Origin of the sequence: Klebsiella michiganensis, from assembly GCF_015139575.1 — a bacterium.
GTDB lineage: Bacteria > Pseudomonadota > Gammaproteobacteria > Enterobacterales > Enterobacteriaceae > Klebsiella > Klebsiella michiganensis.
On the sequence record NZ_AP022547.1, the window covers coordinates 1,925,048 to 1,950,864 of the forward strand.

Annotated in this window: 24 protein-coding genes, 1 pseudogene and 1 other annotated feature (1 of these 26 cut by a window edge); of the genes and pseudogenes, 15 read left to right on the top strand and 10 right to left on the bottom strand. The window is 50.0% G+C overall.

Annotated elements, in window-relative coordinates; all coding sequences use genetic code 11:
- Positions 1–194: 194 nt before the first annotated feature.
- From rfbB to JLG71_RS09110, 8 genes and pseudogenes are all read left to right on the top strand, one after another.
- Positions 195–1,259 (top strand): dTDP-glucose 4,6-dehydratase, encoded by a 1,065-nt coding sequence (gene rfbB, locus JLG71_RS09080; RefSeq protein ID WP_064404562.1) that lies wholly within the window; start codon positions 195–197, stop codon positions 1,257–1,259.
- Positions 1,260–1,272: 13 nt separating this feature from the next.
- Complete coding sequence (gene rfbA, locus JLG71_RS09085) at positions 1,273–2,142, top strand: glucose-1-phosphate thymidylyltransferase RfbA (protein WP_064404563.1); 870 nt, start codon at positions 1,273–1,275, stop codon at positions 2,140–2,142.
- Positions 2,143–2,173: 31 nt separating this feature from the next.
- Positions 2,174–3,064, top strand: a complete 891-nt coding sequence (rfbD, locus tag JLG71_RS09090) for a dTDP-4-dehydrorhamnose reductase (RefSeq protein ID WP_014230058.1) — start codon at positions 2,174–2,176, stop codon at positions 3,062–3,064.
- A 15-nt stretch (positions 3,065–3,079) separates the two neighbouring features.
- Complete coding sequence (gene rfbC, locus JLG71_RS09095) at positions 3,080–3,634, top strand: dTDP-4-dehydrorhamnose 3,5-epimerase (RefSeq protein WP_014230057.1); 555 nt, start codon at positions 3,080–3,082, stop codon at positions 3,632–3,634.
- 173 nt (positions 3,635–3,807) lie between these two features.
- Positions 3,808–4,974 (top strand): UDP-glucose 6-dehydrogenase, encoded by a 1,167-nt coding sequence (gene ugd, locus JLG71_RS09100; protein WP_064407099.1) that lies wholly within the window; start codon positions 3,808–3,810, stop codon positions 4,972–4,974.
- A gap of 190 nt (positions 4,975–5,164) precedes the next feature.
- Complete coding sequence (locus tag JLG71_RS09105) at positions 5,165–6,172, top strand: NAD-dependent epimerase (protein ID WP_200914141.1); 1,008 nt, start codon at positions 5,165–5,167, stop codon at positions 6,170–6,172.
- A 116-nt stretch (positions 6,173–6,288) separates the two neighbouring features.
- Positions 6,289–6,372, top strand: a pseudogene (locus tag JLG71_RS28610) (hypothetical protein); the annotation flags it as partial.
- 212 nt (positions 6,373–6,584) lie between these two features.
- The gene (locus JLG71_RS09110; protein ID WP_074189013.1) at positions 6,585–7,058 is read left to right on the top strand and encodes a UDP binding domain-containing protein; all 474 of its coding nucleotides are present in this window, start codon (positions 6,585–6,587) and stop codon (positions 7,056–7,058) included.
- Positions 7,059–7,626: 568 nt separating this feature from the next.
- Here JLG71_RS09110 and JLG71_RS09115 read toward each other — a convergent pair.
- Positions 7,627–7,749 carry a small membrane protein gene (locus tag JLG71_RS09115; protein ID WP_004138729.1) on the bottom strand — a complete coding sequence of 41 codons (123 nt, stop codon included), beginning with the start codon at positions 7,747–7,749 and terminating at the stop codon, positions 7,627–7,629.
- A gap of 471 nt (positions 7,750–8,220) precedes the next feature.
- Positions 8,221–9,225: an NAD-dependent epimerase gene (locus tag JLG71_RS09120; RefSeq protein WP_025107747.1), complete on the bottom strand. Its 1,005-nt coding sequence runs from the start codon at positions 9,223–9,225 to the stop codon at positions 8,221–8,223.
- A gap of 1,305 nt (positions 9,226–10,530) precedes the next feature.
- Here JLG71_RS09120 and JLG71_RS09125 point away from each other — a divergent pair.
- From JLG71_RS09125 to JLG71_RS09155, 7 genes are all read left to right on the top strand, one after another.
- A complete protein-coding gene (locus JLG71_RS09125; RefSeq protein ID WP_004138730.1) occupies positions 10,531–11,298 on the top strand; it encodes an ABC transporter permease in 768 nt (255 codons plus the stop codon).
- Positions 11,298–12,038 carry an ABC transporter ATP-binding protein gene (locus JLG71_RS09130; protein WP_004852439.1) on the top strand — a complete coding sequence of 247 codons (741 nt, stop codon included), beginning with the start codon at positions 11,298–11,300 and terminating at the stop codon, positions 12,036–12,038. Before JLG71_RS09125 ends, JLG71_RS09130 begins: the two co-directional genes overlap by 1 nt.
- 13 nt (positions 12,039–12,051) lie before the next feature.
- Positions 12,052–13,944 carry a DUF4422 domain-containing protein gene (locus JLG71_RS09135; protein ID WP_032719826.1) on the top strand — a complete coding sequence of 631 codons (1,893 nt, stop codon included), beginning with the start codon at positions 12,052–12,054 and terminating at the stop codon, positions 13,942–13,944.
- Between the two features lie 18 nt (positions 13,945–13,962).
- Positions 13,963–15,117, top strand: coding sequence for a UDP-galactopyranose mutase (gene glf / locus JLG71_RS09140; protein WP_004852435.1), 1,155 nt, complete (start codon positions 13,963–13,965; stop codon positions 15,115–15,117).
- Entirely contained in the window at positions 15,114–16,007 is an 894-nt protein-coding gene (locus JLG71_RS09145; RefSeq protein WP_200914143.1) for a glycosyltransferase, read from the top strand. Before glf ends, JLG71_RS09145 begins: the two co-directional genes overlap by 4 nt.
- A complete protein-coding gene (locus JLG71_RS09150; protein WP_025107744.1) occupies positions 16,008–17,153 on the top strand; it encodes a glycosyltransferase family 4 protein in 1,146 nt (381 codons plus the stop codon).
- A gap of 131 nt (positions 17,154–17,284) precedes the next feature.
- Positions 17,285–18,604 (top strand): glycosyltransferase family 2 protein, encoded by a 1,320-nt coding sequence (locus JLG71_RS09155; protein WP_200914145.1) that lies wholly within the window; start codon positions 17,285–17,287, stop codon positions 18,602–18,604.
- Between the two features lie 83 nt (positions 18,605–18,687).
- Here the strand turns inward: JLG71_RS09155 and hisIE are convergent, their stop codons facing one another.
- The 8 genes from hisIE to hisG are packed head-to-tail and all read right to left on the bottom strand — an operon-like array spanning position 18,688 to position 25,731.
- Positions 18,688–19,287 (bottom strand): bifunctional phosphoribosyl-AMP cyclohydrolase/phosphoribosyl-ATP diphosphatase HisIE, encoded by a 600-nt coding sequence (gene hisIE / locus JLG71_RS09160; protein ID WP_004122447.1) that lies wholly within the window; start codon positions 19,285–19,287, stop codon positions 18,688–18,690.
- Entirely contained in the window at positions 19,281–20,057 is a 777-nt protein-coding gene (gene hisF, locus JLG71_RS09165) for an imidazole glycerol phosphate synthase subunit HisF (protein WP_014230048.1), read from the bottom strand. Before hisF ends, hisIE begins: the two co-directional genes overlap by 7 nt.
- Complete coding sequence (gene hisA / locus JLG71_RS09170) at positions 20,039–20,776, bottom strand: 1-(5-phosphoribosyl)-5-[(5-phosphoribosylamino)methylideneamino]imidazole-4-carboxamide isomerase (RefSeq protein WP_148841927.1); 738 nt, start codon at positions 20,774–20,776, stop codon at positions 20,039–20,041. Before hisA ends, hisF begins: the two co-directional genes overlap by 19 nt.
- The gene (gene hisH / locus JLG71_RS09175) at positions 20,776–21,366 is read right to left on the bottom strand and encodes an imidazole glycerol phosphate synthase subunit HisH (protein ID WP_046877512.1); all 591 of its coding nucleotides are present in this window, start codon (positions 21,364–21,366) and stop codon (positions 20,776–20,778) included. The genes hisA and hisH overlap by 1 nt, the downstream gene beginning before the upstream one ends.
- Positions 21,366–22,433: a bifunctional histidinol-phosphatase/imidazoleglycerol-phosphate dehydratase HisB gene (gene hisB / locus JLG71_RS09180; RefSeq protein WP_025107741.1), complete on the bottom strand. Its 1,068-nt coding sequence runs from the start codon at positions 22,431–22,433 to the stop codon at positions 21,366–21,368. The genes hisH and hisB overlap by 1 nt, the downstream gene beginning before the upstream one ends.
- Positions 22,430–23,491 carry a histidinol-phosphate transaminase gene (gene hisC / locus JLG71_RS09185; RefSeq protein ID WP_009654461.1) on the bottom strand — a complete coding sequence of 354 codons (1,062 nt, stop codon included), beginning with the start codon at positions 23,489–23,491 and terminating at the stop codon, positions 22,430–22,432. Before hisC ends, hisB begins: the two co-directional genes overlap by 4 nt.
- Positions 23,488–24,792 carry a histidinol dehydrogenase gene (gene hisD, locus JLG71_RS09190; protein WP_046877509.1) on the bottom strand — a complete coding sequence of 435 codons (1,305 nt, stop codon included), beginning with the start codon at positions 24,790–24,792 and terminating at the stop codon, positions 23,488–23,490. The genes hisC and hisD overlap by 4 nt, the downstream gene beginning before the upstream one ends.
- A 39-nt stretch (positions 24,793–24,831) precedes the next feature.
- The gene (gene hisG, locus JLG71_RS09195; protein ID WP_014230042.1) at positions 24,832–25,731 is read right to left on the bottom strand and encodes an ATP phosphoribosyltransferase; all 900 of its coding nucleotides are present in this window, start codon (positions 25,729–25,731) and stop codon (positions 24,832–24,834) included.
- A gap of 47 nt (positions 25,732–25,778) precedes the next feature.
- Positions 25,779–25,817, bottom strand: a sequence feature (His leader region) (it continues 84 nt past the right edge of the window).

Sequence of the window (25,817 nt, forward strand, 5' to 3'; positions counted from 1 at the left end):
CCCGGGGTATTAACCCGGGCATAAATTTTCCACAAATAGAATTTCTCTCCTGTAATTAGTACTCACTTATCCTAATTTTTTAAAAACGTAATTTGCAAATATTTTTCTAAAGGAAATCATTTAATATGATATTGATATCCTGATGGATATATTTCGAATTTTTTTAGGTTCTGGTAATAAAAGGTAAGTTAAATATGAAGATCCTTGTCACTGGCGGTGCAGGTTTTATTGGTTCTGCAGTCGTTCGTCATATCATTGAAAACACCTCCGACGAAGTACGCGTAATAGATTGTCTCACCTACGCCGGTAATCTTGAGTCCCTGGCGCCGGTTGCTGGTAATGAACGCTACTCGTTTTCTCAGACAGATATCACTGATGCCAAATCTGTGGCAGAGCAGTTCAGCGATTTCCGTCCGGATATTGTGATGCACCTGGCCGCAGAGAGTCACGTGGACCGCTCTATCGATGGGCCTGCTGCTTTTATTCAGACCAACCTGATTGGAACTTTCACCCTGCTGGAAGCTGCCCGCCAGTACTGGTCAGCTCTCGATACGGCCCAGAAGCAGGCTTTCCGCTTCCACCATATTTCGACCGATGAAGTCTACGGCGACCTGCACGGTACCGATGATCTGTTCACCGAAGAGACTCCGTACGCGCCAAGCAGCCCGTACTCTGCCTCCAAGGCCGGCAGCGACCATCTTGTCCGCGCCTGGAACCGCACCTATGGCCTGCCGGTGGTGGTGACCAACTGCTCCAACAACTACGGCCCGTATCACTTCCCGGAAAAACTTATTCCGCTGACCATCCTCAATGCCCTCGCCGGCAAACCGCTGCCGGTCTACGGCAATGGAGAACAGATCCGCGACTGGCTGTACGTGGAAGATCACGCCCGGGCGCTATACAAAGTGGCGACGGAAGGCCGCAGTGGTGAAACGTACAACATCGGCGGTCATAACGAGCGTAAAAATATTGATGTCGTGCGCACCATTTGCGCCATTCTCGATAAAGTGGTTGAACACAAGCCGGGCAATATCAGCCAGTTTGCCGATCTGATTACGTTTGTGAAAGACCGTCCGGGTCATGATCTGCGTTATGCCATTGATGCGGCGAAAATTCAGCGCGATCTGGGCTGGGTGCCCGAAGAGACATTTGAAAGCGGAATTGAAAAAACGGTCCACTGGTACCTGAACAACACGACCTGGTGGCAGCGCGTGCTGGATGGCTCCTATGCCGGTGAACGTCTTGGCCTGAACAACTAAAAAGGAAAGAAGCATGAAAGGTATTGTACTGGCCGGCGGCTCCGGCACGCGTTTATATCCGATCACCCAGGGTGTTTCCAAGCAGCTACTGCCCATTTATGACAAACCGATGATTTACTACCCGGTTTCTGTTCTGATGCTGGCGGGAATCAAGGATATCCTGATTATCACCACGCCGGAGGATATGCCCGCATTTCAGCGTCTGCTGGGTGACGGTTCTCAGTTTGGGGTGAATTTCAGCTATGCGATTCAGCCGTCGCCGGACGGTCTGGCGCAGGCCTTTATCATCGGCGAGAAGTTTATCGGTAATGATGCCTGTGCATTAGTCCTGGGCGATAACATCTATTTTGGTCAGAGCTTTGGCCGGAAACTGGATGCGGCGGCCAGCAAAACATCCGGAGCTACGGTATTCGGCTACCAGGTTCTCGATCCGGAACGTTTCGGTGTGGTGGAGTTTGATGAGAACTTTAAAGCGCTGTCGATTGAAGAGAAGCCGCTGAAGCCGAAATCTGACTGGGCGGTGACCGGACTCTATTTTTATGACACCGATGTGGTGGCAATGGCGAAGGAAGTTAAACCCTCCGCGCGCGGGGAGCTTGAGATTACCACGCTGAACCAGATGTATCTGGATCGGGGTGACCTGCAGGTTGAACTGCTGGGCCGTGGTTTTGCCTGGCTGGATACGGGAACCCACGACAGCCTGATTGAGGCCTCTCAGTTTATCCATACCATCGAGAAGCGTCAGGGGATGAAAGTAGCCTGCCTGGAAGAAATTGCTTATCGCAAGCAGTGGCTGAGCGTGGAAGGGGTGGCGGTACAGGCCGAACGGTTGAAGAAAACCGAGTATGGTGCTTACCTGAAACGTCTGCTGAATGAGCATTAATGGCTGCCGGTCATCATTGGGATATTAACGTATGAAAATTTTACTGATTGGCAAAAATGGCCAGGTGGGCTGGGAGCTGCAGCGTGCGTTGTCCACGCTGGGCGAAGTGGTTGCCGTGGACTTTTTTGATAAAACGCTGTGCGGTGATCTTACCAACCTGGAAGGGATCGCGCAGACGGTCCGTACGGTAAAACCGGATGTAGTGGTGAACGCGGCTGCCCATACTGCGGTGGACAAAGCGGAAAGCGAGCGCGAGCTTTCCGATCTGCTGAACGATCGGGGCGTGGCGGTGCTGGCAGAAGAGTCAGCGAAGCTGGGGGCGCTGATGGTGCACTACTCAACGGACTATGTGTTTGACGGTCAGGGAAGCCACTATCGTCTGGAAGATGAGGCGACCGGGCCGCTGAACGTGTACGGCGAAACCAAACGAGCCGGGGAAATCGCGCTGGAGCAGGCGAATCCGCGCCATCTTATTTTCCGTACCAGTTGGGTATATGCCACCCGCGGGGCAAACTTCGCTAAAACGATGCTGCGTCTGGCAGGTGAGAAAGAGGCGCTGTCGATTATTAACGATCAGCACGGTGCGCCAACCGGCGCAGAGCTGCTGGCGGACTGTACGGCAATCGCCATTCGTGAAGAACAGCGCAACCGTGCTGTAGCCGGGACCTATCATCTGGTGGCCAGCGGGGAAACCAGCTGGGCGGAGTACGCGGAATTTGTTTTTGAGGTGGCGCGGTCGCACGGCGCAGAGCTGGCAATCAAAGCAGTAAGCGGTATCCCCACCACGGCCTACCCAACGCCGGCAAAACGTCCGCTGAACTCACGGCTGTCGAATGAGAAATTCCAGCGTGTATTTGGCGTGACGCTGCCGGACTGGCGCCAGGGCGTGGCGCGCGTGGTAACAGAAGTTCTGGGCAAGTAAACGGGCAGAAATATTATGAATATTATTAAGACAGATATCCCTGAAGTGCTGATTTTTGAGCCTCGTGTTTTCGGCGATGCGCGCGGTTTTTTCTTTGAGAGCTTCAGCAGTAAAGTATTTGATGAAGCAGTAGGGCGGAAAGTGGAGTTTGTTCAGGATAACCACTCTCAGTCGCAGAAAGGCGTGCTGCGCGGATTGCACTATCAGCTTGACCCGCATGCCCAGGGCAAACTGGTTCGCTGCATTGAAGGCGAGGTGTTTGATGTGGCGGTCGATATCCGCCGTTCATCGCCAACGTTTGGTAAATGGGTGGGGGCGGTACTGAGCGCGGAAAACAAGCGTCAGCTGTGGATTCCGGAAGGGTTTGCCCATGGCTTCATGGCGTTGAGCGAAACGGTGCAGTTTGTGTACAAGGCCACGAACTATTATGCGCCGCAGTCTGAGCGGAGCATTATCTGGAACGATCCGGAGATTAATATTCAGTGGCCGGAGATTGCAGACTGTACGCTCTCTTTATCTGATAAGGATTTGCAGGCTCATACCTTAAAGACAGCTGAAGTATATAAATAAGCATAAAATATAGCTTCATTTACTGTATAGGCCCTTTATAGGCCTATACAGTATTTCAGAGACCTTTGGTGTCTTGCTTGACTTACATTGTTCCTGAGAGTAGAAACATCAACAGTTTTGCTTAATTTGCGGCCATCCGCCGCCGTCCAGTTAACTGATTAAAGTGTGATCGAATGAAAATTACTATTTCCGGTACCGGTTATGTTGGTTTATCGAATGGCATCCTGATTGCGCAAAACCACGAAGTGGTAGCGCTGGATATCATTCAATCCAAAGTTGATATGATTAACCAAAAGATTTCTCCGATTGTCGATAAGGAGATCCAGGAATATCTGGCGGAAAAACCGTTGAATTTTCGCGCGACAACTGACAAGCATGATGCCTATCGTGATGCAGATTATGTCATTATCGCTACGCCCACTGACTACGATCCGAAAACGAACTACTTCAATACTTCGACCGTTGAAGCCGTTATTCGTGATGTCACCGAGATTAATCCAGACGCGGTAATGATTATTAAATCCACCATTCCCGTTGGCTTTACGCGTGATATTAAAGAGCGCCTGGGCATTGATAACGTCATTTTCTCTCCTGAGTTTCTGCGTGAAGGCCGCGCGCTTTACGACAACCTGCACCCGTCTCGTATCGTCATTGGCGAACGTTCAGAACGCGCGGAGCGTTTTGCTAATCTGCTGAAAGAAGGTGCGATTAAGCAGGATATCCCGACGCTGTTTACTGACTCTACCGAAGCTGAGGCGATTAAGTTATTCGCCAATACCTACCTGGCGCTGCGCGTAGCCTACTTTAATGAACTGGACAGCTATGCTGAAAGCCAGGGTCTGAACAGTAAACAGATCATCGAAGGCGTGTGTCTCGATCCGCGAATCGGTAATCACTATAACAATCCATCCTTTGGCTATGGCGGCTACTGCCTGCCGAAAGATACCAAGCAGCTGCTGGCAAACTACGAATCTGTGCCGAATAACATCATCGGTGCCATCGTCGATGCTAACCGCACACGTAAAGATTTTGTCGCTGACTCTATCCTGGCGCGCAAGCCTAAAGTCGTTGGTATCTATCGCCTGATCATGAAGAGTGGCTCCGATAACTTCCGCGCTTCCTCAATTCAGGGCATCATGAAGCGTATCAAAGCCAAAGGTATTCCGGTCATTATCTACGAACCGGTTATGCAGGAAGATGAGTTCTTTAATTCCCGCGTGGTTCGTGACCTCGATGCTTTCAAGCAGGAAGCAGACGTGATTGTCTCGAACCGAATGGATGAGGAACTGGCAGATGTAGAAGGAAAAGTTTATACCCGAGATCTGTTTGGTAACGATTAATATTTTATAATTTGGCTGTATATTTTTTCAGCCAAATTTATATTATGTTTATACGATTGAGCTATATTGATTGGCTTTGATGAAGCTGTGTTTAGTGTATTTGTAAAATTGCTTTGCTATTCTGGGTGGTTATGTTGGATGGTGAAGGATATTATAGGCAATAATTGAGTTTTTATTAGGAGTTGACGGTATGAAATATTTGGTTACCGGTGCGGCAGGTTTTATTGGGTTTCATGTAAGTAAACGGCTGCTGAACGATGGGCATCAGGTCGTTGGGATCGATAATATTAATGATTATTATGATGTGAATTTAAAAGTATCCCGTCTGAAAAAATTAGAAGCCCCGAATTTCATTTTTCACAAAATAGATTTGGCAGACAGGGAAGCTATTGCCCGGCTTTTTGCGGAAGAAAAATTTGCACGGGTCATTCATCTTGCCGCGCAGGCAGGAGTTCGCTACTCCCTGGAAAACCCGTTCGCTTATGCTGACGCTAACCTGATCGGTTATCTGAACATTCTTGAAGGCTGCAGACACAATAATGTTGAGCATTTACTCTATGCCTCATCCAGTTCGGTCTATGGCCTGAACCGTAAAATGCCGTTCTCTACGGAGGATTCGGTTGATCATCCGGTTTCGCTGTATGCCGCCACCAAAAAAGCGAATGAACTGATGGCACATACCTACTCACATCTTTATGGCATTCCAACCACCGGACTGAGATTCTTCACCGTCTACGGCCCGTGGGGCCGTCCGGATATGGCGCTGTTCAAATTTACGAAAGCCATGCTGGAAGGCAAGAGTATTGATGTCTATAACTACGGCAAGATGAAGCGCGACTTCACCTACATTGACGATATCGTGGAAGCGATTATTCGCGTGCAGGATGTTATCCCGCAGGCTAATCCGGAGTGGACCGTTGAAGCGGGTTCACCAGCAGATAGCTCTGCACCATACCGGGTGTATAACATCGGCAACAGCTCACCAGTGGAGTTGATGGATTATATCACTGCTTTGGAGGATGCGTTGGGGATTAAAGCTGAAAAGAATATGATGCCGATCCAACCTGGAGATGTTCTGAATACTAGTGCGGAAACAAAAGCATTGTATGAAACAATAGGCTTTAGACCGGAAACTCCTGTCCAGGAGGGTGTCAAAAATTTTGTTGACTGGTATAAAGAGTATTACAAATGGAACTAATATACTGCAATTCAATTATCTTGTTGCACATATGAAAATTGAAATAATTTGAACTGTTTTTATCATGACTTAATGTTATCTATATCTGTCGTTTGGAAAAGAATAAACAGTAATGATTTTTCAATTCTCGCGAGGTTTGTGACTTCGATGCCTTCGGGTAAGAAGGAGTCGTGATTGCTTCAAACTGTATGGCTGAGTAACTTTCAGACATTGCTAATAAAGTCTATACCCGCGGGTTGTTTGGTAACGACTAACACTTTCTGGTCGGTGGCCTTAGCTATCGGCCAGAGTTTCTCTCCTGATATCTCCACTCCTAAATCTTCTACTTATTCATGTTTCATGAAATAAATATTTTTCTAGCTTCTTTCAAGCCTGGTATCTCCTAAAAACGTGGGTTTGACCTCCTCCCGGCATTGGATACAACAATCAAATCGGTAATCACTATAACAATCCATCCTTTGGCTATGGCGGCTACTGCCTGCCGAAAGATACCAAGCAACTGCTGGCAAACTACGAATCTGTACCGAATAACATCATCGGTGCCATCGTCGATGCTAACCGCACGCGTAAAGATTTTATCGCTGACTCTATCCTGGCGCGCAAGCCTAAAGTCGTTGGTATCTATCGCCTGATCATGAAGAGTGGCTCCGATAACTTCCGCGCTTCCTCAATTCAGGGCATCATGAAGCGTATCAAGGCCAAAGGTATCCCGGTCATTATCTACGAACCGGTTATGCAGGAAGATGAGTTCTTTAATTCCCGCGTGGTTCGCGATTTCGACGCGTTCAAACAAGAAGCTGACGTGATTGTCTCAAACCGAATGGCTGAAGAGCTGTCGGATGTCGCTGACAAAGTGTATACCCGCGATTTGTTCGGTAGTGACTAAATCCCCCCTCTGGCCGGCAGATGCGCTGTCGGCCAGAATTTTCCTCTCTTCTGAAGGGGGCAACTATTCGCCTGACGAATCGTATTGCCCCTCTTCCCCGGCCCAACTCCCTAAAAAACGTGACCTCGCTTAAATTCTTCAATCGATCATCTTGTCCCAACCATTGAGGTCGGATATGTTAAATTCACCTTGTGAAGAGCTACCGTCACTGTGATGTAGACGCTGGAGATAAGCGCCGGAAGGTAAAACAGAGCCTGCTTGCAGGCTTTTGTTGTTTCTGGATCCCGGGTTCTCAGCCGTACTGCGTTGCGGCGCTGATTGATATTGACACGGGAAGTTGCGGGATCTTTCAAGGGAAGGGCGCAGGCATAGCAAACGCAAGCCATTCCTGGCCATGAGAAGAGCGTGCTGATGCTAAGGATATAGTATCAGTTTAATATGACATTTTTATTTTAAAAAGATATCCAATGCCAGCTGTAAAGACTATGCGTATCCCCACCGCTGGCAGTGTTTTATTCTTATATTATTATTTCCTATGCCTGTATTATAATTATATTAAGTTTTCTTTTCACCACTTTCTTTTGTTAAAAGTCAGCTTGGTCTTTTTCTGATCTTTGATATAAGAAATCAGAAAATAGACTGAAACAATCAACAGGATGGCAGCAACTGCTAAGAAAATTATGTTTGCCATAATGCGTACCAGAATGAAAGGAATGTTATAAATCCATTTGCCTGCGAACTAATATCTCTGCAAAAGCATGCCTTTGCCTGCTTAACATAGCCTGAATTTAAGAAAATTCCTATATGGTATTTGTGGTTTTTTTTTGAGAAAAGTGGAAAAAACTTTTTCATTGCCGTTACGTTGAACAATAGCGCTGTGGCCGACTTTGCTGGCAGACTGATGAGCTGGGGATTGTTTGCTTTATAAGGTAATGCTCTTCAGTGAGGGTAATGGAAGTGGCTTAGATGAGAGTTTGTTGAAGGTTTTGTTTGCTTCGTGTTAAATCTGCGTTTAGGTATTGTGTGGTTTCAGCGGCAGGCCATGAATAAATGGCGTCTCTCAACTCGCAGCTGGATGGATAAGTTTATCCAATGACCATTTCCGATATAAAAAAGCCGCAGTAGCGTTCTGCTGCGGCTAAATCCACAATGCCTGATATGACTACGCCTTGTAATAGGCTTTATACCAGTCAACGAAGTTCTTCACCCCCTGGCTAACCGTCGTTTGTGGCCTGAATCCCACCACATCATACAGCGGCCTGGTATCTGCGCTGGTTTCCAGCACATCGCCGGGCTGTATTGGCATCATATTTTTCTCCGCCACCATCCCCAGAGCCTCTTCCAGAGCAGTGATGTAATCCATGAGCTCAACCGGTGAGCTATTCCCGATGTTATACACCCGGTATGGCGCCGAGCTATCCGCTGGTGAACCCGTTTCAACGGTCCATTCCGGATTAGGCTGCGGGATAATGTCCTGCATCCTTACAACCGCCTCAACGATATCGTCAATGTAGGTGAAGTCGCGCTTCATCTTGCCGTAGTTGTAGACATCAATACTCTTGCCTTCCAGCATGGCTTTCGTAAATTTGAACAGCGCCATATCCGGACGCCCCCACGGGCCGTAGACGGTGAAGAATCTCAGTCCGGTGGTTGGAATGCCATAAAGATGCGAGTAGGTATGCGCCATCAGTTCATTCGCTTTCTTGGTGGCGGCATACAGCGAAACCGGATGATCAACCGAATCCTCCGTAGAGAACGGCATTTTACGGTTCAGGCCATAGACCGAACTGGATGAGGCATAGAGCAAATGCTCAACGTTGTTGTGTCTGCAGCCTTCAAGAATGTTCAGATAACCAATCAGGTTAGCATCAGCGTAAGCGAACGGGTTTTCCAGGGAGTAGCGAACTCCTGCCTGCGCGGCGAGATGGATCACTCGGTTAAATTTCTCGTTAGCAAAAAGCCGGGCAATACCTTCACGATCCGCGAGATCGATTTTGTGAAAACTGAACAGGGGAGATTGCAGTAAATCCAGACGGGCCTGCTTAAGATTGACGTCATAATAGTCGTTCATGTTGTCGAGGCCGACAACCTCATGACCCGCCTCCAGAAGGCGCTTGCAGGTATGAAAGCCGATGAATCCTGCGGCTCCAGTTACTAAAAATTTCATATTCATCCTCTGGGGTGACTGTGTCCCGCTATCTATTCGTTGATTTTACACTGGCTTGCCGCGTGGATCACCTGCTTTACCGTTGCTGATTATGTTCATGTGTTCGCTGGGGAAGCGCTGGCGTCCGGATAGTACCGAGAATGTACTGGCGTTCTGTAGTTTGAATGAAATTCATTATCCGTGCTTTATGATTAGCAAGATAATGATTGCGTATGGTTTGATCGCGTACTCAGGATTTCCTGTTCTGCCTGAGCGGTTTATGCCCCGGAGAATTAACGCAGATTAAAATTGATTTTATGTTTGAGTTTACAATTATTTCACATTGAAGGCGACTTTTTAAGGTTTTCCTTTTTAAATCAATCGGTTATTTTCATTGCTGTATTTTGTTTAAATTATGCTTACCCCCTGAATCATTTGCAATATGAATTGATTGGCAACGTATTTTCATTTTTATTCCTATAGACCAGCGCTATAATGCTGCTGCTCATTTGCATGACCATTGTGTTGTCAGCTTAATCAGCTATCCTGTGCGCAGCATTAAATATGACACTAAACTGATTGTTGGCGTCATTTCAATCAATATTGGAGCACAGTTTGCGCTGATTCATCAGAAGATGAATGGGTAGATAACGGAGACAGAGCCCTGTGATGCATGAAAAACAGGCTTGTCGGAAGAGCGAATTGAGAAATTCCTGATGGATGAGGCGAAAGCAAACAGCGAGAGTGTGCCCCTGCTTGAATCTTTATCGTTTTCAAGCGAGCAACACCCGGTGTCACGGGCGGCCACTTTTTCGACAGCCGCTGTTTAACGTCAGGACGGCGTTGAGCCAGTGCACTGTGGTTGTGATAACCGGCGCTGGAGATGTTGACAGACAAGATAGATGAATCATTACGCAGTTTGGTTGCGACAGCCAAGGGCGGTAGCGTGATTTAAAGCTATCTCATAACATTAAGGGGAGGGGGTATCTGACTGTAAAATAGCAGTTTTTACTGTTTGCCATGAAACAGCACATTAACTGGTCATCTCCAGGTCAGCATCTCACTTGTCCCAGTTCGGTATGCAAGATCTACAATGGTCGGCTGCTGCCAATGTATTAAAGCGGAGACAAAACTCGGGAAAATCTTGCTTTAATCTATGTGCTTAGGTTTTCAGCTCGTATGCTCAAGTCACGGTATCTACCGGCAATCTATAAGTTCGGGCGTTAGAGCTATCGCAGCTGACGGGGGTTTAGTCAGCTACAACGCGAAATCTAAAGTGCATAACAAAATGCTTAAAATTTCGTAGAATAATTTATGAGTATAAAAATGAAGTATAATCTAGGGTATTTATTTGACCTGCTTGTTGTTATCACTAATAAAGATCTAAAGGTACGGTATAAAAGTAGCGTGTTTGGTTATTTATGGTCAATTGCCAATCCTTTGCTTTTTGCGATGATCTACTATTTTATTTTCAAACTGATCATGCGTGTTCAGATACCTAATTATACCCTTTTTCTAATAACGGGGCTGTTTCCCTGGCAGTGGTTTGCAAGCTCAGCAACAAATTCACTTTTTTCATTTATTGCTAATGCGCAAATTATTAAAAAAACTGTATTTCCGCGCTCAGTTATCCCGCTCAGTAATGTCATGATGGAAGGGTTACACTTCTTGTGTACCATTCCTGTCATCGTCGCTTTTCTTTTTGTATACGGTATGCGTCCTTCGCTTTCGTGGCTGTGGGGAATACCGCTCATTGCTATCGGGCAGGTGATATTCACCTTTGGCATATCCATAATCTTTTCAACGTTGAATCTATTTTTTAGAGATCTGGAAAGATTTGTGACTCTCGGTATTATGTTAATGTTCTACTGTACGCCCATTTTATACGCATCCGATATGATTCCGGCAAAATATAGCTGGGTTATTGACTATAACCCTCTGGCGAGTATGATTTTAAGCTGGCGCAACTTATTTATGGATGGGGTTTTAAACTATGAGCATATTTCAGTATTATATTTGACGGGTATAGTGCTGACGGTTATCGGTCTGAGTATTTTTAATAAATTAAAATATCGCTTTGCAGAGATCTTGTGATGGAACCAGTAATTGATTTTAATAATGTGACAAAAGAGTATCCACTTTACCATCATATTGGCTCAGGTATTAAAGATTTAATATTTCATCCCAAAAGAGCATTTCAATTACTGAAGGGCCGCAAATATCTTGCTATTCAGGATGTTTCTTTTACGGTCGGTAAAGGAGAGGCCGTTGCGCTCATCGGGCGAAATGGCGCAGGTAAAAGCACATCTTTGGGGCTGGTTGCCGGCGTGATAAAACCCACAAAAGGATCGGTCACCACGCGTGGGCGAGTCGCTTCAATGCTTGAGCTGGGCGGCGGCTTTCATCCAGAATTGACGGGGCGCGAGAACATTTTTCTTAATGCCACACTTCTTGGGTTACGCCGTAAAGAGGTGCAGCAGCGAATGGAGCGCATCATTGAATTTTCCGAATTAGGAGAATTTATCGATGAGCCGATCCGCGTCTATTCTAGCGGTATGCTAGCGAAGCTTGGTTTTTCTGTTATCAGTCAAGTTGAGCCTGATATTTTGATTATCGATGAAGTGCTTGCCGTCGGCGATATTTCTTTTCAGGCCAAATGTATCAAGACGATTAAAGAGTTCAAAAATCGTGGCGTGACAATATTGTTTGTTAGCCACAACATGAGTGATGTGGAAAAGATATGCGATCGGGTTGTCTGGATCGAAAATCACCGTCTGCGGGAAATCGGTTCTGCTGAAAGAATCATCGAACTTTATAAACAAGCAATGGCCTAAATCTGGTAATTAAATGAATAGTATTAAGATCTATACCTGTCATCATAAGCCGAGCGCATTCCTTAATGCATCGATTATCAAACCATTGCATGTAGGTAAAGCCAACTCCTATAATGATATCGGCTGTATTGGCGATGATACAGGTGATAATATTTCGTTTAAAAACCCTTTTTACTGTGAGTTAACAGCACATTATTGGGTTTGGAAAAATGAATCTCTTTCTGATTATGTCGGCTTTATGCATTATCGCCGACATCTGAACTTTTCCTCAGAGCAGAGCTTTCCCGAAGATAATTGGGGCGTCGTTAATTCACCCGTTATTGATGCAGAGTATGAAAAGCAGTTTGGTTTAACCGACACGGCAATCCAGGATTGTATTTCAGGGTTTGACCTGCTGTTACCAAAGAAGTGGTCTGTGACCTCTGCCGGCAGTAAAAATAACCTCGATCATTATGAGAAAGGTGAGTTTTTACATATAAAGGACTATCTGGCTGCCCTGGAGGTTGTCGAAGAGCTTTATCCGGATTATAAAGCGGCTATTCAGCAGTTTAACAATGCCACAGATGGCTATTACACGAACATGTTTGTGATGCACAAAGATATGTTCGTGGATTATTCAGAATGGCTCTTCGCGATTTTGACTAATCTTGAAAGCCGCATCTCTATGAATAATTATAACGCGCAAGAAAAGCGTGTTATTGGACATATTGCTGAGCGTCTTTTTAACATTTATATTATTAAGCAGCAGCAAGACCGGGCCCTGAAAGTTAAAGAACTTCAGCGCACTTTCGTGACGAATGAGACATTCAACGGCAAGCTGGAACCGGTTTTTCCTCACGCTGCGCCGATAGTCATCAGTTTTGATGACAACTATGCCATCAGCGGTGGAGCCTTAATCAACTCCATTGTTCGTCATTCTGATAAAAACACCCATTATGATATTGTTGTGCTGGAAAATAAGGTGAGTAACCTTAACAAGCAGCGCTTACTAAAACTGGTCTCGGCCCATACAAACTTTTCACTGCGTTTCTTTGATGTGAATGCCTTTACTGAATTGAATGGCGTACATACCCGCGCGCACTTTAGCGCATCAACCTATGCTCGCTTGTTTATTCCGCAGCTTTTCCGTGAATATGAGAAGGTCATTTTTATCGATTCCGATACTGTGGTGAAGGCCGATCTTGCGACTTTGCTTAATGTCGACCTCGGCACAAACCTTGTTGCCGCCGTTAAAGATATCGTGATGGAAGGCTTCGTCAAGTTTGGTGCGATGTCGGAGTCGGCAGATGGCGTGATGCCCGCCGGCGAGTATCTGCAAAAAACGCTTAAAATGACCAATCCGGATGAGTATTTCCAGGCGGGAATTATCGTTTTTAACGTTGCCCAGATGGTGCAGGAAGATACCTTCTCAGCGCTGATTAAGACGCTCAAAGAGAAGAAGTACTGGTTCCTCGACCAGGACATCATGAACAAAGTCTTCTATGGCCGGGTTGAGTTTTTACCGCTGGAGTGGAATGTCTATCACGGTAATGGCAATACGGATGACTTTTTCCCCAATCTCCAGTTCGCAACATATATGCGCTTTTTAAAAGCCAGAAAGAACCCGAATATGATTCACTATGCCGGGGAGAATAAACCGTGGAATACGGACAAGGTTGACTTTTATGACGATTTCCTGGAAAACGTCATCAATACGCCATGGGAAAAAGAGACCTATTTCCGTCAGTTATCTCCGGTAAATTCATCAAGTCCTGCGCAAACTGCAGGGCAAACGCCAGTTCTGCTTCAGACTAAGATCAAAAAAGCGTTGATGCCTTTCCTTAATAAATATGCTCCTGTCGGTTCACCGAGGCGAAACACGATAACAAAATACTACTATAAAGTTAGACGCTCAATTCTTGGTTAAGGCTGCTGGAGTTATATTATGAACAGTAAAAATATTCTCATCGTCGGAGCGGGTTTTTCCGGTGTGGTTATCGCACGCCAGCTCGCTGAACAAGGTCATCACATCAGAATTATTGACCAGCGTGACCACATAGGCGGTAACTCCTATGATGCGCGCGATCCGCAAACTGACGTTATGGTTCACGTTTATGGCCCGCATATCTTTCACACCGATAATGAAACAGTGTGGAACTATGTGACTCAGCACGCTGAAATGATGCCGTATGTGAACCGTGTCAAAGCAACGGTTAATGGCCAGGTGTTCTCTCTGCCGATCAACCTGCATACCATCAACCAGTTTTTTGCGAAGACCTGTTCGCCAGATGAGGCCCGGGCGCTGATTGCCGAAAAAGGGGACAGTTCGATCCTGGAACCGAAGACCTTTGAAGAACAGGCTCTGCGTTTTATCGGCAAAGAGCTCTATGAGGCGTTCTTCAAGGGCTATACCATCAAGCAGTGGGGCATGGAGCCTTCGCAGCTTCCTGCGTCGATTCTTAAGCGTCTGCCGGTTCGTTTTAACTACGATGATAATTACTTTAACCACAGGTTTCAGGGCATGCCGAAACTGGGTTATACGAAAATGATTGAGTCAATCGCCAATCATGAAAATATTACCATCGAACTTCAGCAATCGTTTAACGCTGAAGAGAGAGAACAGTACGATCACGTGTTCTATAGCGGGCCGCTGGATGCTTTTTATTCCTATCAATATGGTCGCCTGGGCTATCGTACTCTGGATTTTGAAAAATTCACCTGGCAGGGCGATTATCAGGGCTGCGCGGTAATGAATTACTGCTCGCTGGATGTTCCTTATACCCGTATCACTGAACATAAGTACTTTTCGCCCTGGGAATCCCATGAGGGATCGGTCTGTTACAAGGAATACAGCCGCGAATGTGGTGAAAAGGATATCCCTTATTATCCGATTCGTCAGATGGGGGAGATGGCTTTACTCGATAAATATTTGTCCCTCGCGGAAAATGAAAAGAATATGACGTTTGTTGGCCGCCTTGGAACCTATCGATATCTGGATATGGATGTCACTATCGCTGAAGCATTAAATACAGCCGATAAGTACTTGTCCTCCCTTAGCAGTAATGAGTCTATGCCAGTATTTACGGTTTCTGTGCGATGAATTGTTCCGCATTAATAGTCACGTATAATCGTTTAGAGAAGTTAAAGCTGACTATTGCCAACACGGTGAAATTAAATTTTACCGCGATCGTTGTTGTCAATAACGGGTCCACGGATGGAACCCAGGCCTGGTTAGCCACCTTTAGCGACCCGCGAGTGATTGTTCTTAATCTGCCATCCAACAGCGGTGGCGCGGGTGGCTTTAAGGCCGGGAGTCAATATTTATGCGACAACGTCGATAGCGACTGGGTTTTCTTTTACGATGATGACGCCTGGCCCGAGAGCGATGCGCTGGAAAAATTTGCCCAGCTAGAAAAGGCTAACTGTCGGGTGTTCACCGCTTTGGTCAAGGATCTTCAGGGGCAACCCTGTCCGATGAACATGCCTTTTGCCAAAGTTCCGTCGTCGTTTATGGACACCTTACGCTACATCAGAAATCCTGCGGAGTTTCTTCCGTCGGTTTCCCGGGCGTGTGCGGTACAGACGGTTTCCTTTGTCGGTATGATTATTCAGCGAGATGTGCTGCAAAAGCATCTCCACAGTATTCACGACGAGTTATTTTTATATTTTGACGATCTCTATTTTGGCTATCAGCTGACATTAGATGGCGAAGCTATTCGCTATTCTCCCGAGGTCATCTTTACCCACGATGTGAGTATCCAGGGGAAATGTATTGTTCCCGAATGGAAGGTTTATTATCTTTGTCGAAATCTTATTTTGGCGAAGAGAATTTTTCCGCGAGTTGCCATTTTTAGCCGTCTCTCAATCCTTTTACGGTTGATTAAATATGTATCAATATTGCCATGGCAACGCAATAAATTGTTATATTTTAAATACTTGCGTCGTGGAATTATCCATGGTGTAAAAGGAATCAGCGGTAAGAATCATTAAGTGGATATAGCAATGAAAAAACTGTGTTATTTCATAAACTCGGATTGGTATTTTGATTTGCACTGGATTGATCGTGCGATCGCCGCCCGAGATGCTGGTTATGAGATTCACATCATCAGTCATTTTGTCGACGGTAAAGTGCTGAATAAATTTAAAACATTCGGTTTTAAGTGTCATAATGTCCCACTTGATGCTCAATCATTTAATGCATTAACTTTCTTTCGGGCCTTTTTTGCCTCCCGAAAGCTCATTAAAGAAATTAATCCCGACCTTTTACACTGTATTACTATTAAACCCTGTCTGATCGGTGGGCTCCTGTCCAGGACAAACAACCGTCCCGTCATCGTGAGTTTTGTCGGTCTGGGTCGTGTATTTTCAGGTGATACGGGTTTGCTTAAGCTATTGCGCAATATCACCATCATGGCCTACAAATATATTGCCAGTAATAAGCGCAGTATATTTATGTTTGAGCACGATAAAGATCGTAAAAAACTGGCGGGTTTTGTCGGGATTGACTATCAGCAGACTATTGTCATCGATGGCGCGGGTATCAATCCGGAGATCTATAAATATTCTCTGGAGCAGGAGCGTGACGTTCCGGTTGTGCTGTTTGCCAGCAGAATGCTCTGGAGTAAAGGTCTCGGGGATTTAATTGAAGCCAAGAAAATCCTCGAAGCAAGAAATATTCATTTTACGCTAAACGTCGCCGGGATACTCGTTGAAAACGATAAGGATGCTATATCCCTTGCGGTGATCCAGCAATGGCATAAAGAAGGTCTGATTAACTGGTTGGGTCACAGCTCTAACGTCTGCGACTTGATCGAGGAGTCGAACATCGTGGCATTACCTTCGATCTATTCCGAAGGCGTGCCGCGTATTCTGCTTGAGGCTTCCTCGGTTGGCCGGGCCTGCATTGCCTACGATGTTGGCGGCTGCGATAGCCTGATCATTAATAACGATAACGGCATTATCGTGAAAAGTAACTCTCCGCAGGAGCTGGCCGATAAGCTTGAATTCTTGTTAGCCAATCCCAAAGCACGAGTAGAGATGGGTATCAAAGGACGGCAACGCGTTCAGGATAAGTTTTCTAGCGGTATGATCATTAGCAAGACCTTAAAGACTTATCATGATGTGGTTCAGGGATGATGTAACGCAAGAGATTACAGCTTCATGTAAATCAAACACCTCCGAAGCGGTTACATTTTAAGCTATGTAACTGCTCAGCAAACGCATGATGAGTTTAATGATTGCGTGTCTCTTATTTTGAAGGTGATTGAATGTCTGATGAATCAAGTAACGTTATTGTATCCGTTATTATCCCTGTCCATAACGCCGCGGAGTATATTGCTGAGACGCTTACTACGGTGTTAGCCCAGTCTTTAAAAGAGATTGAGATTATCCTTGTTAACGATAGCTCAACGGATAATACGCTGGATATTGTCACTAAAATAGCCAGTGAAGATTCGCGAGTCCGGGTTATCACCAACCCGAGCAACGTTGGTGGCGGCGAATCGCGAAATATCGGCCTACGTGTAGCGACCGGCGAATATATTATTTTCCTCGACGATGACGATTACGCCGATAAAGAGATGTTAAAGAGAATGTCCGACCGGGCTACGGCCCTGCAAACGGATGTTGTTATCTGCCGGTGCCAGTCAGTTGATCTGCAAACCAATACCCGTTCTCCCATGCCTTTGTCGGCGCGTGAGGATTTACTGCCTGAAAAAGAGGTCTTCTCTTCACGGGAAATTGCTGACGATTTTTTCAGAGCCTTTATATGGTGGCCATGGGATAAGCTTTTCAGACGCGAGGCTATCCTGGCAATGGGCCTGGAGTTTCAACCGCTGAGAACTACAAACGACCTGTACTTTGTGAGTTGTTTCATGCTGTTAGCAAATCGCATCTCTCTGGTTGATGAGATCTTAATCTCTCATACTATCCACCGCGCTGAGTCGCTTTCCTCCACCAGAGAAAATTCGTGGCACTGCGCGCTGCAGGCATTAACTTCGCTACGTTTGTTTATGCAAGATCGTGATTTACTGGCGTCCAGAAGTCGTGATTTTAATAATTACGCCGTTGTTTTTCTTGAGTGGCATCTCAATACGATTTCTGGCGGTACGTTTAACCCGTTGTTTAACGAAGTAAAGTCGTTCATCTTATCTTTAGAAATCGATCGTGATGACTTTTATGATGACTTTATCAAAGCTGCGTATGGCCGGATCGTTAATCAGACAGCGGAAGAGTATATTTTTTCTCTGAAAGACAGAGTGTTACGCGAGCTTGAACATGCACAAATGATGAACTCAACGCTGCAGGAAGAAATGACTTCTCTTAAACAGTCGACGGTATCTCAGCGAAGTGAAATTGATGTTCTGAAGGCGCAGGTTAACGATAAAACCACCATTATCCACGAGCTTGAACAGCGGAATACGCGTTTAGAGGAAGAGTATCAAATTCAACAACAGAAATTGCTCAGCATTGAAAATGCGTACCATGAGCTGACTCAGCGCTATACAGATTTGGTTTCATCTTTATCATGGAAAATGACGAAACCATTGAGGATAGTTAAAGAAATAACCGCGCGAAAAAAGTCATGACGATGATAAACCGGTGATATCAACCAGCGCGCTGGCGATGTTGATATTGCAAGGGAGGCGTCATGCCGCCTCCCTTTGATGACTTACTTATGCCTGCTCCGCAGGTTTTCCACCACATCCGTTAAATTCAGCCCCTGATCCTGCAGCAGCACCAGCAGGTGATACATCAAATCCGACGCTTCATTCTTCAGTTCGAACTGGTCATGCACCGTCGCGGCCAGCGCGGTCTCCACGCCTTCTTCTCCCACCTTCTGCGCAATACGTTTGGTGCCGCTGGCGTACAGCTTCGCGGTATAGGAGCTCTCCGGATCGGCGTGTTTGCGTTCCGCCAGCAGCTGCTCCAGCTGATATAAGAACAGCCACTGATGGCCGGTTTCGCCAAAGCAGCTTGAGGTGCCTTTATGGCAGGTTGGGCCAATCGGATTAACCAGCGCCAGCAGGGTATCGTTATCGCAATCCGGGGTGATGCTCACCACGTTGAGGAAATTGCCCGACGTTTCCCCCTTGGTCCACAGACGCTGTTTGGTCCGCGAATAAAAGGTCACCTTGCCGGTCTCTTCGGTTTTCGCCAGCGCATCCTGATTCATATAGCCCAGCATCAGCACTTCACCAGAAACGGCGTGCTGCACGATGACCGGCATCAGACCGTCGGTTTTTTGCCAATCCAGCTGTTCACTTAACATACCCTAATCTCCACGCCCTGTGCTGCCAGGTACGTTTTCAGTTCACCAATGTTGATAATTTGCTTGTGGAACACCGAGGCGGCCAGCGCGCCGTCGACGTTGGCGTCGCGGAAGGCTTCCAGGAAGTGCTCCATGGTGCCCGCGCCGCCGGATGCAATCAGCGGCACGTGGCACACGGCGCGGACCTTGCTTAACTGCGCCAGATCGTAGCCGTTACGCACGCCGTCCTGGTTCATCATATTGAGGACGATCTCGCCGGCCCCGCGCTTTTGCACTTCCTGCACCCAGTCCAGGGTTTCCCACTGCGTCACCCGAGTCCGGCTCTCATCGCCGGTATACTGGTTGACGTGATACTTACCGCTCGCGGCGTCAAACCAGGTATCGATGCCCACCACAATACACTGCACGCCGAAACGGTCGGCCAGGCGGGTAATCAGCGTCGGATCCGCCAGGGCTGGGGAGTTGATGGAGATTTTATCCGCGCCGAAGGAGAGGATTTGCGCCGCATCGTCCAGCGACTTAATGCCGCCGGCGACGCAGAACGGAATGTCGATCACTTCCGCGACCCGCGACACCCAGCTTTTGTCCACCACGCGGCCGTCGCTGGAGGCGGTGATATCGTAGAACACCAGCTCATCCGCGCCTTCGTCGGCATAGCGTTTTGCCAGCGGGACGATATCACCGATGATTTCGTGATTACGGAACTGCACGCCTTTCACTACCTGGCCGTCGCGAACGTCGAGACAGGGGATTATCCGTTTTGCCAGCATTGAATGGCCTCCGTTACGTTAAATTTACCTTCCAGCAGCGCCCGGCCGACAATCACCCCGCGCACTCCGGTTCCGCGCAGCGCGGCGATATCATGCAGATCGCCAATGCCGCCGGAAGACTGAAACGCGACCTGCGGATAGCGGGCGCAGACTTCTTCATACAGCGAGACGTTAGACCCGGCCAGCGTCCCGTCGCGGGAAATATCGGTGCACAGCACGTGCTGCAGGCCGACGGACTGATAGCTCTCCACCAGCTCCTCCAGGGTTACGCCGGAGTTCTCCTGCCAGCCGCTGACCGCCACCTGCTTGTTGCCTTGCGCATCGATCCGCACGTCAAGCGCCAGCACCAGATGCTGCGGGCCAAAACGCGTAAACCAGCCTTTCACCACTTCCGGCGACTTCACCGCCGTCGAACCCACAACCACGCGCGCCACGCCTGCATCAAGCAGGGCGGCCACGTCTTCTTCCGTCCGCACGCCGCCGCCAACCTGCACCGGCACATCCACGCCGGCAACCAGAGTTTTCAGCAGCGGGATCTGGCGCTTCGCCGGATCTTTCGCCCCGGTCAGGTCGACCAGGTGCAGCACTTCGGCCCCCTGGGCGGCATAGGATTGCAGGCGCGGCAGCGGGTCGTTACCGTAGTCGCGCTGCTGAGCGTAATCGCCCTGATGGAGACGGACGACCGTGCCGTCAATTAAATCTAAAGCAGGAATGATCATCACATCTCCAGGAAGTTTTTCAGCAGCTGCGCCCCGGCGCTGCCGGAGCGTTCTGGGTGGAACTGGACGCCAAAGAAGTTATCTTTCTGTACCGCCGCGGTGAAGGCCTCGCCGTAGCTGCACTGGGCGATGGTATTGACGTTGACCGGCATCGCGTAGCTGTGGACGAAGTAAAAATACGCCCCGTCTTCAATGCCGCGAAACAGACGATCGCCCGCTTTGGCGTATACCCGGTTCCAGCCCATATGCGGCAGCGGCAGGCCGTGGTCGGTCATTTTCGGCACCTCCTGGTCGATAATGCCCAACAGGTCAACGCCGTTATTCTCCTCGCTGCGTTTTCCCAGCAGCTGCATGCCGAGGCAAATGCCCAGCACCGGCTGGGTACAGGCTTTAATCAGCTCGATCAAATCGCGCTCGCGCAGCTGGTCCATCGCCGCCTGAGCCGTGCCCACCCCCGGCAGAAACAGTTTATCGGCGCGCAGCACCACATCCGGGTCGCGGCTGACCTGCGGCTCGTAGCCGTGGCGGCTCACCGCGGATTTCACCGAATTGAGGTTGGCGCAGCCGGTATCGAGGATCACCACGTTCATCAGAGTACCCCTTTCGAAGACGGCAGCGTGTCGCCCTGGACGCGAATCGCCTGGCGTAGCGTGCGGCCGAAGGCCTTAAACAGGCTCTCAACGCGGTGGTGGTCGTTTTTGCCTTTGGTTTTCAGGTGCAGAGTGACCGCCATGGTATAGGAGAGCGAGCGGAAGAAGTGTTCCACCATCTCGGTGCTCAGATCGCCAACGCGCTGATAGGTAAAGTCGGCTTTGTATTCGAGGTGCGGACGGCCGGAGATATCCAGCGCGCAGCGGGCCAGGCATTCGTCCATCGGCAGCACAAAGCCGAAACGGCCGATACCGCGCTTGTCGCCGAGGGCCAGCTTCAGCGCTTCGCCCAGCGCGAGCCCGGTATCTTCCACGGTGTGGTGATCGTCGATATAAAGATCGCCGCCGACGTTAATCTCCAGGCGGAAGCCGCCGTGGGTGGCGATTTGGTCAAGCATATGATCGAAAAAGCCGACGCCGGTGGAGATTTTGCTGCCGCCTTCGCGGTCCAGCCACACTTTCACATCCACCTGGGTCTCTTTGGTGATGCGCTCAACGTGGGCGTAGCGGTCGCGGCGGGTTAGCTGTTCACAAATGGTTGGCCAGTCCAGCTTTTCGCGGTCATAGCGCAGGCCGGTAATGCCCATGTTATCCGCCAGCTGGATATCGGTCGCGCGGTCGCCAATCACGTAGCTGTTGGCGGTGTCCATCACCCCTTGCTCCAGCCACGGCAGCACCAGTTTGGTTTTCGGCTTGCGGCAGTCGCAGTTATCCGCCGGGAGATGCGGACAAATCAGCACCTCGTCAAAGTTGACGCCCTGCGAGGCGAAAATCTGCATCATCAGGTTGTGCGGGCCGTCGAACTCGTCCTGCGGCAGGCTGGCGGTTCCCAGCCCGTCCTGATTGGTGATCATCACCAGCCTGTACCCTTCCTGCTGCAGCTTCAGCAGGGCCGGGATCACCTGCGGCTCAAACGCCAGCTTATCGAAGCGGTCTACCTGAAAATCAACCGGTGGCTCGGAAATCAGCGTACCGTCACGGTCAATAAAGAGAAACTTCTGGGTCATACATTCTCCGCAGTCAAAGCGTCAATGACGCGCTGGCTCTCTGCACGGGTACCGATAGTGATACGCAAACAGCCGCTTAATGAAGGTTGTTTATTCTGGTCACGTAAGATAATGCCCTGATCCCACAAAGATTTAAATACCGCGCTGGAGGCGGTGATCCGCGCCAGAACGTAGTTGCTCTCGGAATCGAACACCTCTTCAACGCAGGCAATGCTGCGCAGCTGGCTGACCAGATAATCGCGTTCGGCGAGGATCTGCGCCACGCGCGCCCGCATGGCGGCAATGCCTTCCGCGCTGAGCGCCTGGGCGGCGATGTCGGCGACCGGCGTCGAGAGCGGATAAGGTGCGATAACCTTCATCAGCACGTTAATCACCTCGGCGTTGGCGAGGGTAAAGCCGCAGCGCAGTCCGGCCAGGGCGAAGGCCTTGGAGAGGGTACGCAGAATCACCAGGTGCGGATACTCGTTGAGCCAGGTCGCCAGCGTGGCCTGCGGGCAGAACTCAATATAGGCCTCATCCGCGACCACGATGGCTTTACCGCGCGCCATCTCCAGCAGGGTGCGAAAATCTTTCGGGTTGATAATCTGCCCGGTCGGGTTATTCGGGCTGCAGACGAACACCACTTTCACGCCGTCAAGATTGGCCGCGATGCCCGGCAGATCCAGCTGCCAGTCGGCGAGGGTGGGCACCGTACGGCAGGTCACGCCGATGGTTTCGGCGCTGACGCTGTACATGCCGTAGGTCGGCGGGCAGTAGAGCACCGCATCCTGGCCCGGCTCGCAGAAGGCGCGGATCAGCAGTTCAATGCCTTCATCGGCGCCGCGGCTGACCAACACCTGCTCCGGCTTGACGCCCGCATACTGCGCGTAGCGTTCAATGACCGCTTTCGGCTGCGGTTCCGGATAGCGGTTCATCGTCTGCTCGGTCAGCTGAAACGCGACCGCGGTCGGGAATTCGTTGGCGTTCAGCCAGACGTCGCCTTTACCGCCCAGACGGCGAGCAGATTGATACGGCGTCAGCGCGCGGACGTTGGCGCGGGCTAAATCTTCGATGCTCATGCTTGCTCCTTAAGGGCTGCGACGCGCAGCGTAACGGCGTTTTTGTGGGCGTCCAGACGCTCGGCGGCGGCCAGAATCTCAATCGTTGAGGCGAGGGCGGCAAACCCGTCGCGCGACAGCTCCTGCACGGTCATGCGTTTCTGAAAATCCGCCAGGCCGAGGCTGGAGCAGGTGGCGGTGTAGCCGTAGGTCGGCAGCACGTGGTTGGTGCCGGAGGCGTAATCGCCGGCGGACTCCGGCGACCAGTCGCCGAGAAATACCGAACCGGCGCTGGTAATGCCGTCGACCAGTTCGCGGGCGTTGCGGGTCTGAATAATCAGGTGCTCCGGACCGTACTGGTTGGAAATCTCCACGCATTGGGCGATATCGCGCGCCACGATGATGCGGCTGGCGGAGAGCGCCCCGCGGGCCGTTTCCGCACGGGACAGCGCGGCCAGCTGGCGCTCAACGGCTTGCGCGACGCGGGTGGCCATCTCGCTATCCGGCGTCAGCAGAATCACCTGCGAATCCGGGCCGTGCTCCGCCTGGGAAAGCAGGTCAGAGGCGACGAAATCCGGGGTGGCACCGCTGTCGGCGATCACCAGCACTTCCGACGGCCCGGCGGGCATATCGATAGCCGCGCCGTCAAGACGCTGGCTGACCTGGCGCTTGGCTTCGGTCACGAAGGCGTTGCCCGGGCCAAAGATTTTATCGACCTTCGCCACCGATTCTGTGCCGAACGCCAGGGCGGCAATCGCCTGCGCGCCGCCGACGTTAAAGATATTGCGCACGCCGCACAGCTGGGCGGCATAGAGGATTTCATCGGCAATCGGCGGCGGCGAGCATAGCACCACCTGCTGGCAGCCCGCGATGCGCGCCGGCGTGGCGAGCATCAGCACCGTGGAGAACAGCGGCGCCGAGCCGCCGGGAATATATAAGCCGACGGAGGCGATAGGGCGGGTCACCTGCTGGCAGCGTACGCCCGGCAGGGTTTCCACATCGACGGCCTGCAGCCGCTGCGCGTTGTGGAAGGTTTCGATATTTTTGACCGCCACGGCCATCGCCTGCTTGAGCTCGTCGCTCAGGCGCGCGCCGGCGGCGGCAATCTCTTCATTGCTGACCTTCAGCGCCTTGACGTCGGTTTTATCGAACTTCGCGCCGTATTCGCGCAGGGCCGCATCGCCGTTGTCTTTAACGTTATTCAGGATCTCCGACACCGTCTTGCTGATGCTCTCGGAGGCGGAAATAGCCGGGCGCGTTAAGAGCTGTTGCTGTTGTTCTGCGCTACAGCCGTTCCAGTCGATAATTGTGTTGAAGCTCATGGTTGTTTCCCCTGTTTATCCCGTGACCGACCCGCCGGTTTACTCCATCATCTTCTCAATCGGCAGGACCAGAATGGAGCTGGCGCCCAGCGCTTTCAGTTTTTCCATGGTTTCCCAGAACAGGGTTTCGCTGCTCACCATGTGCATCGCCACGCGCTGCTTGTCACCCGCCAGCGGCAGAATAGTCGGGCGCTCGGCGCCGGGCAGCAGGGCGACCACTTCTTCCAGGCGCTCGGTCGGCGCGTGCATCATGATGTATTTTGATTCGCGGGCCTGAATCACCCCCTGAATACGGGTCAGCAGGCGGTCGATCAGCTGCTGTTTGCTATCGGCCATCTCGCCGTCGCGCTGGATCAGGCAGGCTTTGGAGCGGAACATCACTTCCACTTCGCGCAGGCCGTTTGCTTCGAGAGTCGCGCCGGTTGATACCAGGTCGCAAATCGCGTCGGCCAGACCGGCGCGCGGGGCCACTTCAACCGAGCCGTTCAGCAGGCAGGATTTGAACGAGATCCCTTTCTGGTCAAGGTAGCGCTTCAGCAGGTGCGGGTAGGAGGTGGCGATGCGTTTGCCGTCCAGCGCTGCCGGGCCATCCCAGGGTTCATCCGCCGGGGTCGCCAGCGACAGGCGGCAGCCGCCGAAGTCGAGACGGCGCAGGGTGAAGTAGCGCGGGTCTTCGCCCTGAGCGCGGCGGCTCAGCAGCTCTTCCTCCAGCACGTTTTCGCCGATAATCCCCAAATCGACCACGCCGTCCATGATAAGGCCCGGAATATCGTCATCACGCACGCGCAGAATATCGATGGGCATATTTTCCGCCAGCGCGATCAGGCGCTGGGTGTGCAGATTCACTTTGATGCCGCAGCGGCTGAGTAATTCGCGTGAATCTTCGCTTAAACGCCCTGATTTCTGAATAGCTATGCGTAAACGGCTGTTGTCTAACATTCTTATTTTCCTCTGTAACCCTGTCTGAATCTGTCCGAATTCGGTCCAAAAAAAAGCCCCCGGAAGTGAATCTTCCGGGGGCTCTC

Excerpts from the sequence above, each read along its gene's own strand:
- hisIE (WP_004122447.1), bottom strand. The coding sequence starts at position 19,287 with ATGTTAAGTGAACAGCTGGATTGGCAAAAAACCGACGGTCTGATGCCG.
- JLG71_RS09145 (WP_200914143.1), top strand. The coding sequence starts at position 15,114 with ATGAATTGTTCCGCATTAATAGTCACGTATAATCGTTTAGAGAAGTTA.
- JLG71_RS09130 (WP_004852439.1), top strand. The coding sequence starts at position 11,298 with ATGGAACCAGTAATTGATTTTAATAATGTGACAAAAGAGTATCCACTT.
- JLG71_RS09155 (WP_200914145.1), top strand. The coding sequence starts at position 17,285 with ATGTCTGATGAATCAAGTAACGTTATTGTATCCGTTATTATCCCTGTC.
- ugd (WP_064407099.1), top strand. The coding sequence starts at position 3,808 with ATGAAAATTACTATTTCCGGTACCGGTTATGTTGGTTTATCGAATGGC.
- hisF (WP_014230048.1), bottom strand. The coding sequence starts at position 20,057 with ATGCTGGCAAAACGGATAATCCCCTGTCTCGACGTTCGCGACGGCCAG.
- rfbA (WP_064404563.1), top strand. The coding sequence starts at position 1,273 with ATGAAAGGTATTGTACTGGCCGGCGGCTCCGGCACGCGTTTATATCCG.
- hisC (WP_009654461.1), bottom strand. The coding sequence starts at position 23,491 with ATGAGCATCGAAGATTTAGCCCGCGCCAACGTCCGCGCGCTGACGCCG.
- JLG71_RS09120 (WP_025107747.1), bottom strand. The coding sequence starts at position 9,225 with ATGAAATTTTTAGTAACTGGAGCCGCAGGATTCATCGGCTTTCATACC.
- JLG71_RS09115 (WP_004138729.1), bottom strand. The coding sequence starts at position 7,749 with ATGGCAAACATAATTTTCTTAGCAGTTGCTGCCATCCTGTTGATTGTT.
- rfbC (WP_014230057.1), top strand. The coding sequence starts at position 3,080 with ATGAATATTATTAAGACAGATATCCCTGAAGTGCTGATTTTTGAGCCT.
- hisD (WP_046877509.1), bottom strand. The coding sequence starts at position 24,792 with ATGAGCTTCAACACAATTATCGACTGGAACGGCTGTAGCGCAGAACAA.
- hisH (WP_046877512.1), bottom strand. The coding sequence starts at position 21,366 with ATGAACGTGGTGATCCTCGATACCGGCTGCGCCAACCTCAATTCGGTG.
- hisA (WP_148841927.1), bottom strand. The coding sequence starts at position 20,776 with ATGATCATTCCTGCTTTAGATTTAATTGACGGCACGGTCGTCCGTCTC.
- glf (WP_004852435.1), top strand. The coding sequence starts at position 13,963 with ATGAACAGTAAAAATATTCTCATCGTCGGAGCGGGTTTTTCCGGTGTG.
- JLG71_RS09135 (WP_032719826.1), top strand. The coding sequence starts at position 12,052 with ATGAATAGTATTAAGATCTATACCTGTCATCATAAGCCGAGCGCATTC.
- rfbD (WP_014230058.1), top strand. The coding sequence starts at position 2,174 with ATGAAAATTTTACTGATTGGCAAAAATGGCCAGGTGGGCTGGGAGCTG.
- rfbB (WP_064404562.1), top strand. The coding sequence starts at position 195 with ATGAAGATCCTTGTCACTGGCGGTGCAGGTTTTATTGGTTCTGCAGTC.
- JLG71_RS09125 (WP_004138730.1), top strand. The coding sequence starts at position 10,531 with ATGAAGTATAATCTAGGGTATTTATTTGACCTGCTTGTTGTTATCACT.
- hisG (WP_014230042.1), bottom strand. The coding sequence starts at position 25,731 with ATGTTAGACAACAGCCGTTTACGCATAGCTATTCAGAAATCAGGGCGT.
- JLG71_RS09105 (WP_200914141.1), top strand. The coding sequence starts at position 5,165 with ATGAAATATTTGGTTACCGGTGCGGCAGGTTTTATTGGGTTTCATGTA.
- hisB (WP_025107741.1), bottom strand. The coding sequence starts at position 22,433 with ATGACCCAGAAGTTTCTCTTTATTGACCGTGACGGTACGCTGATTTCC.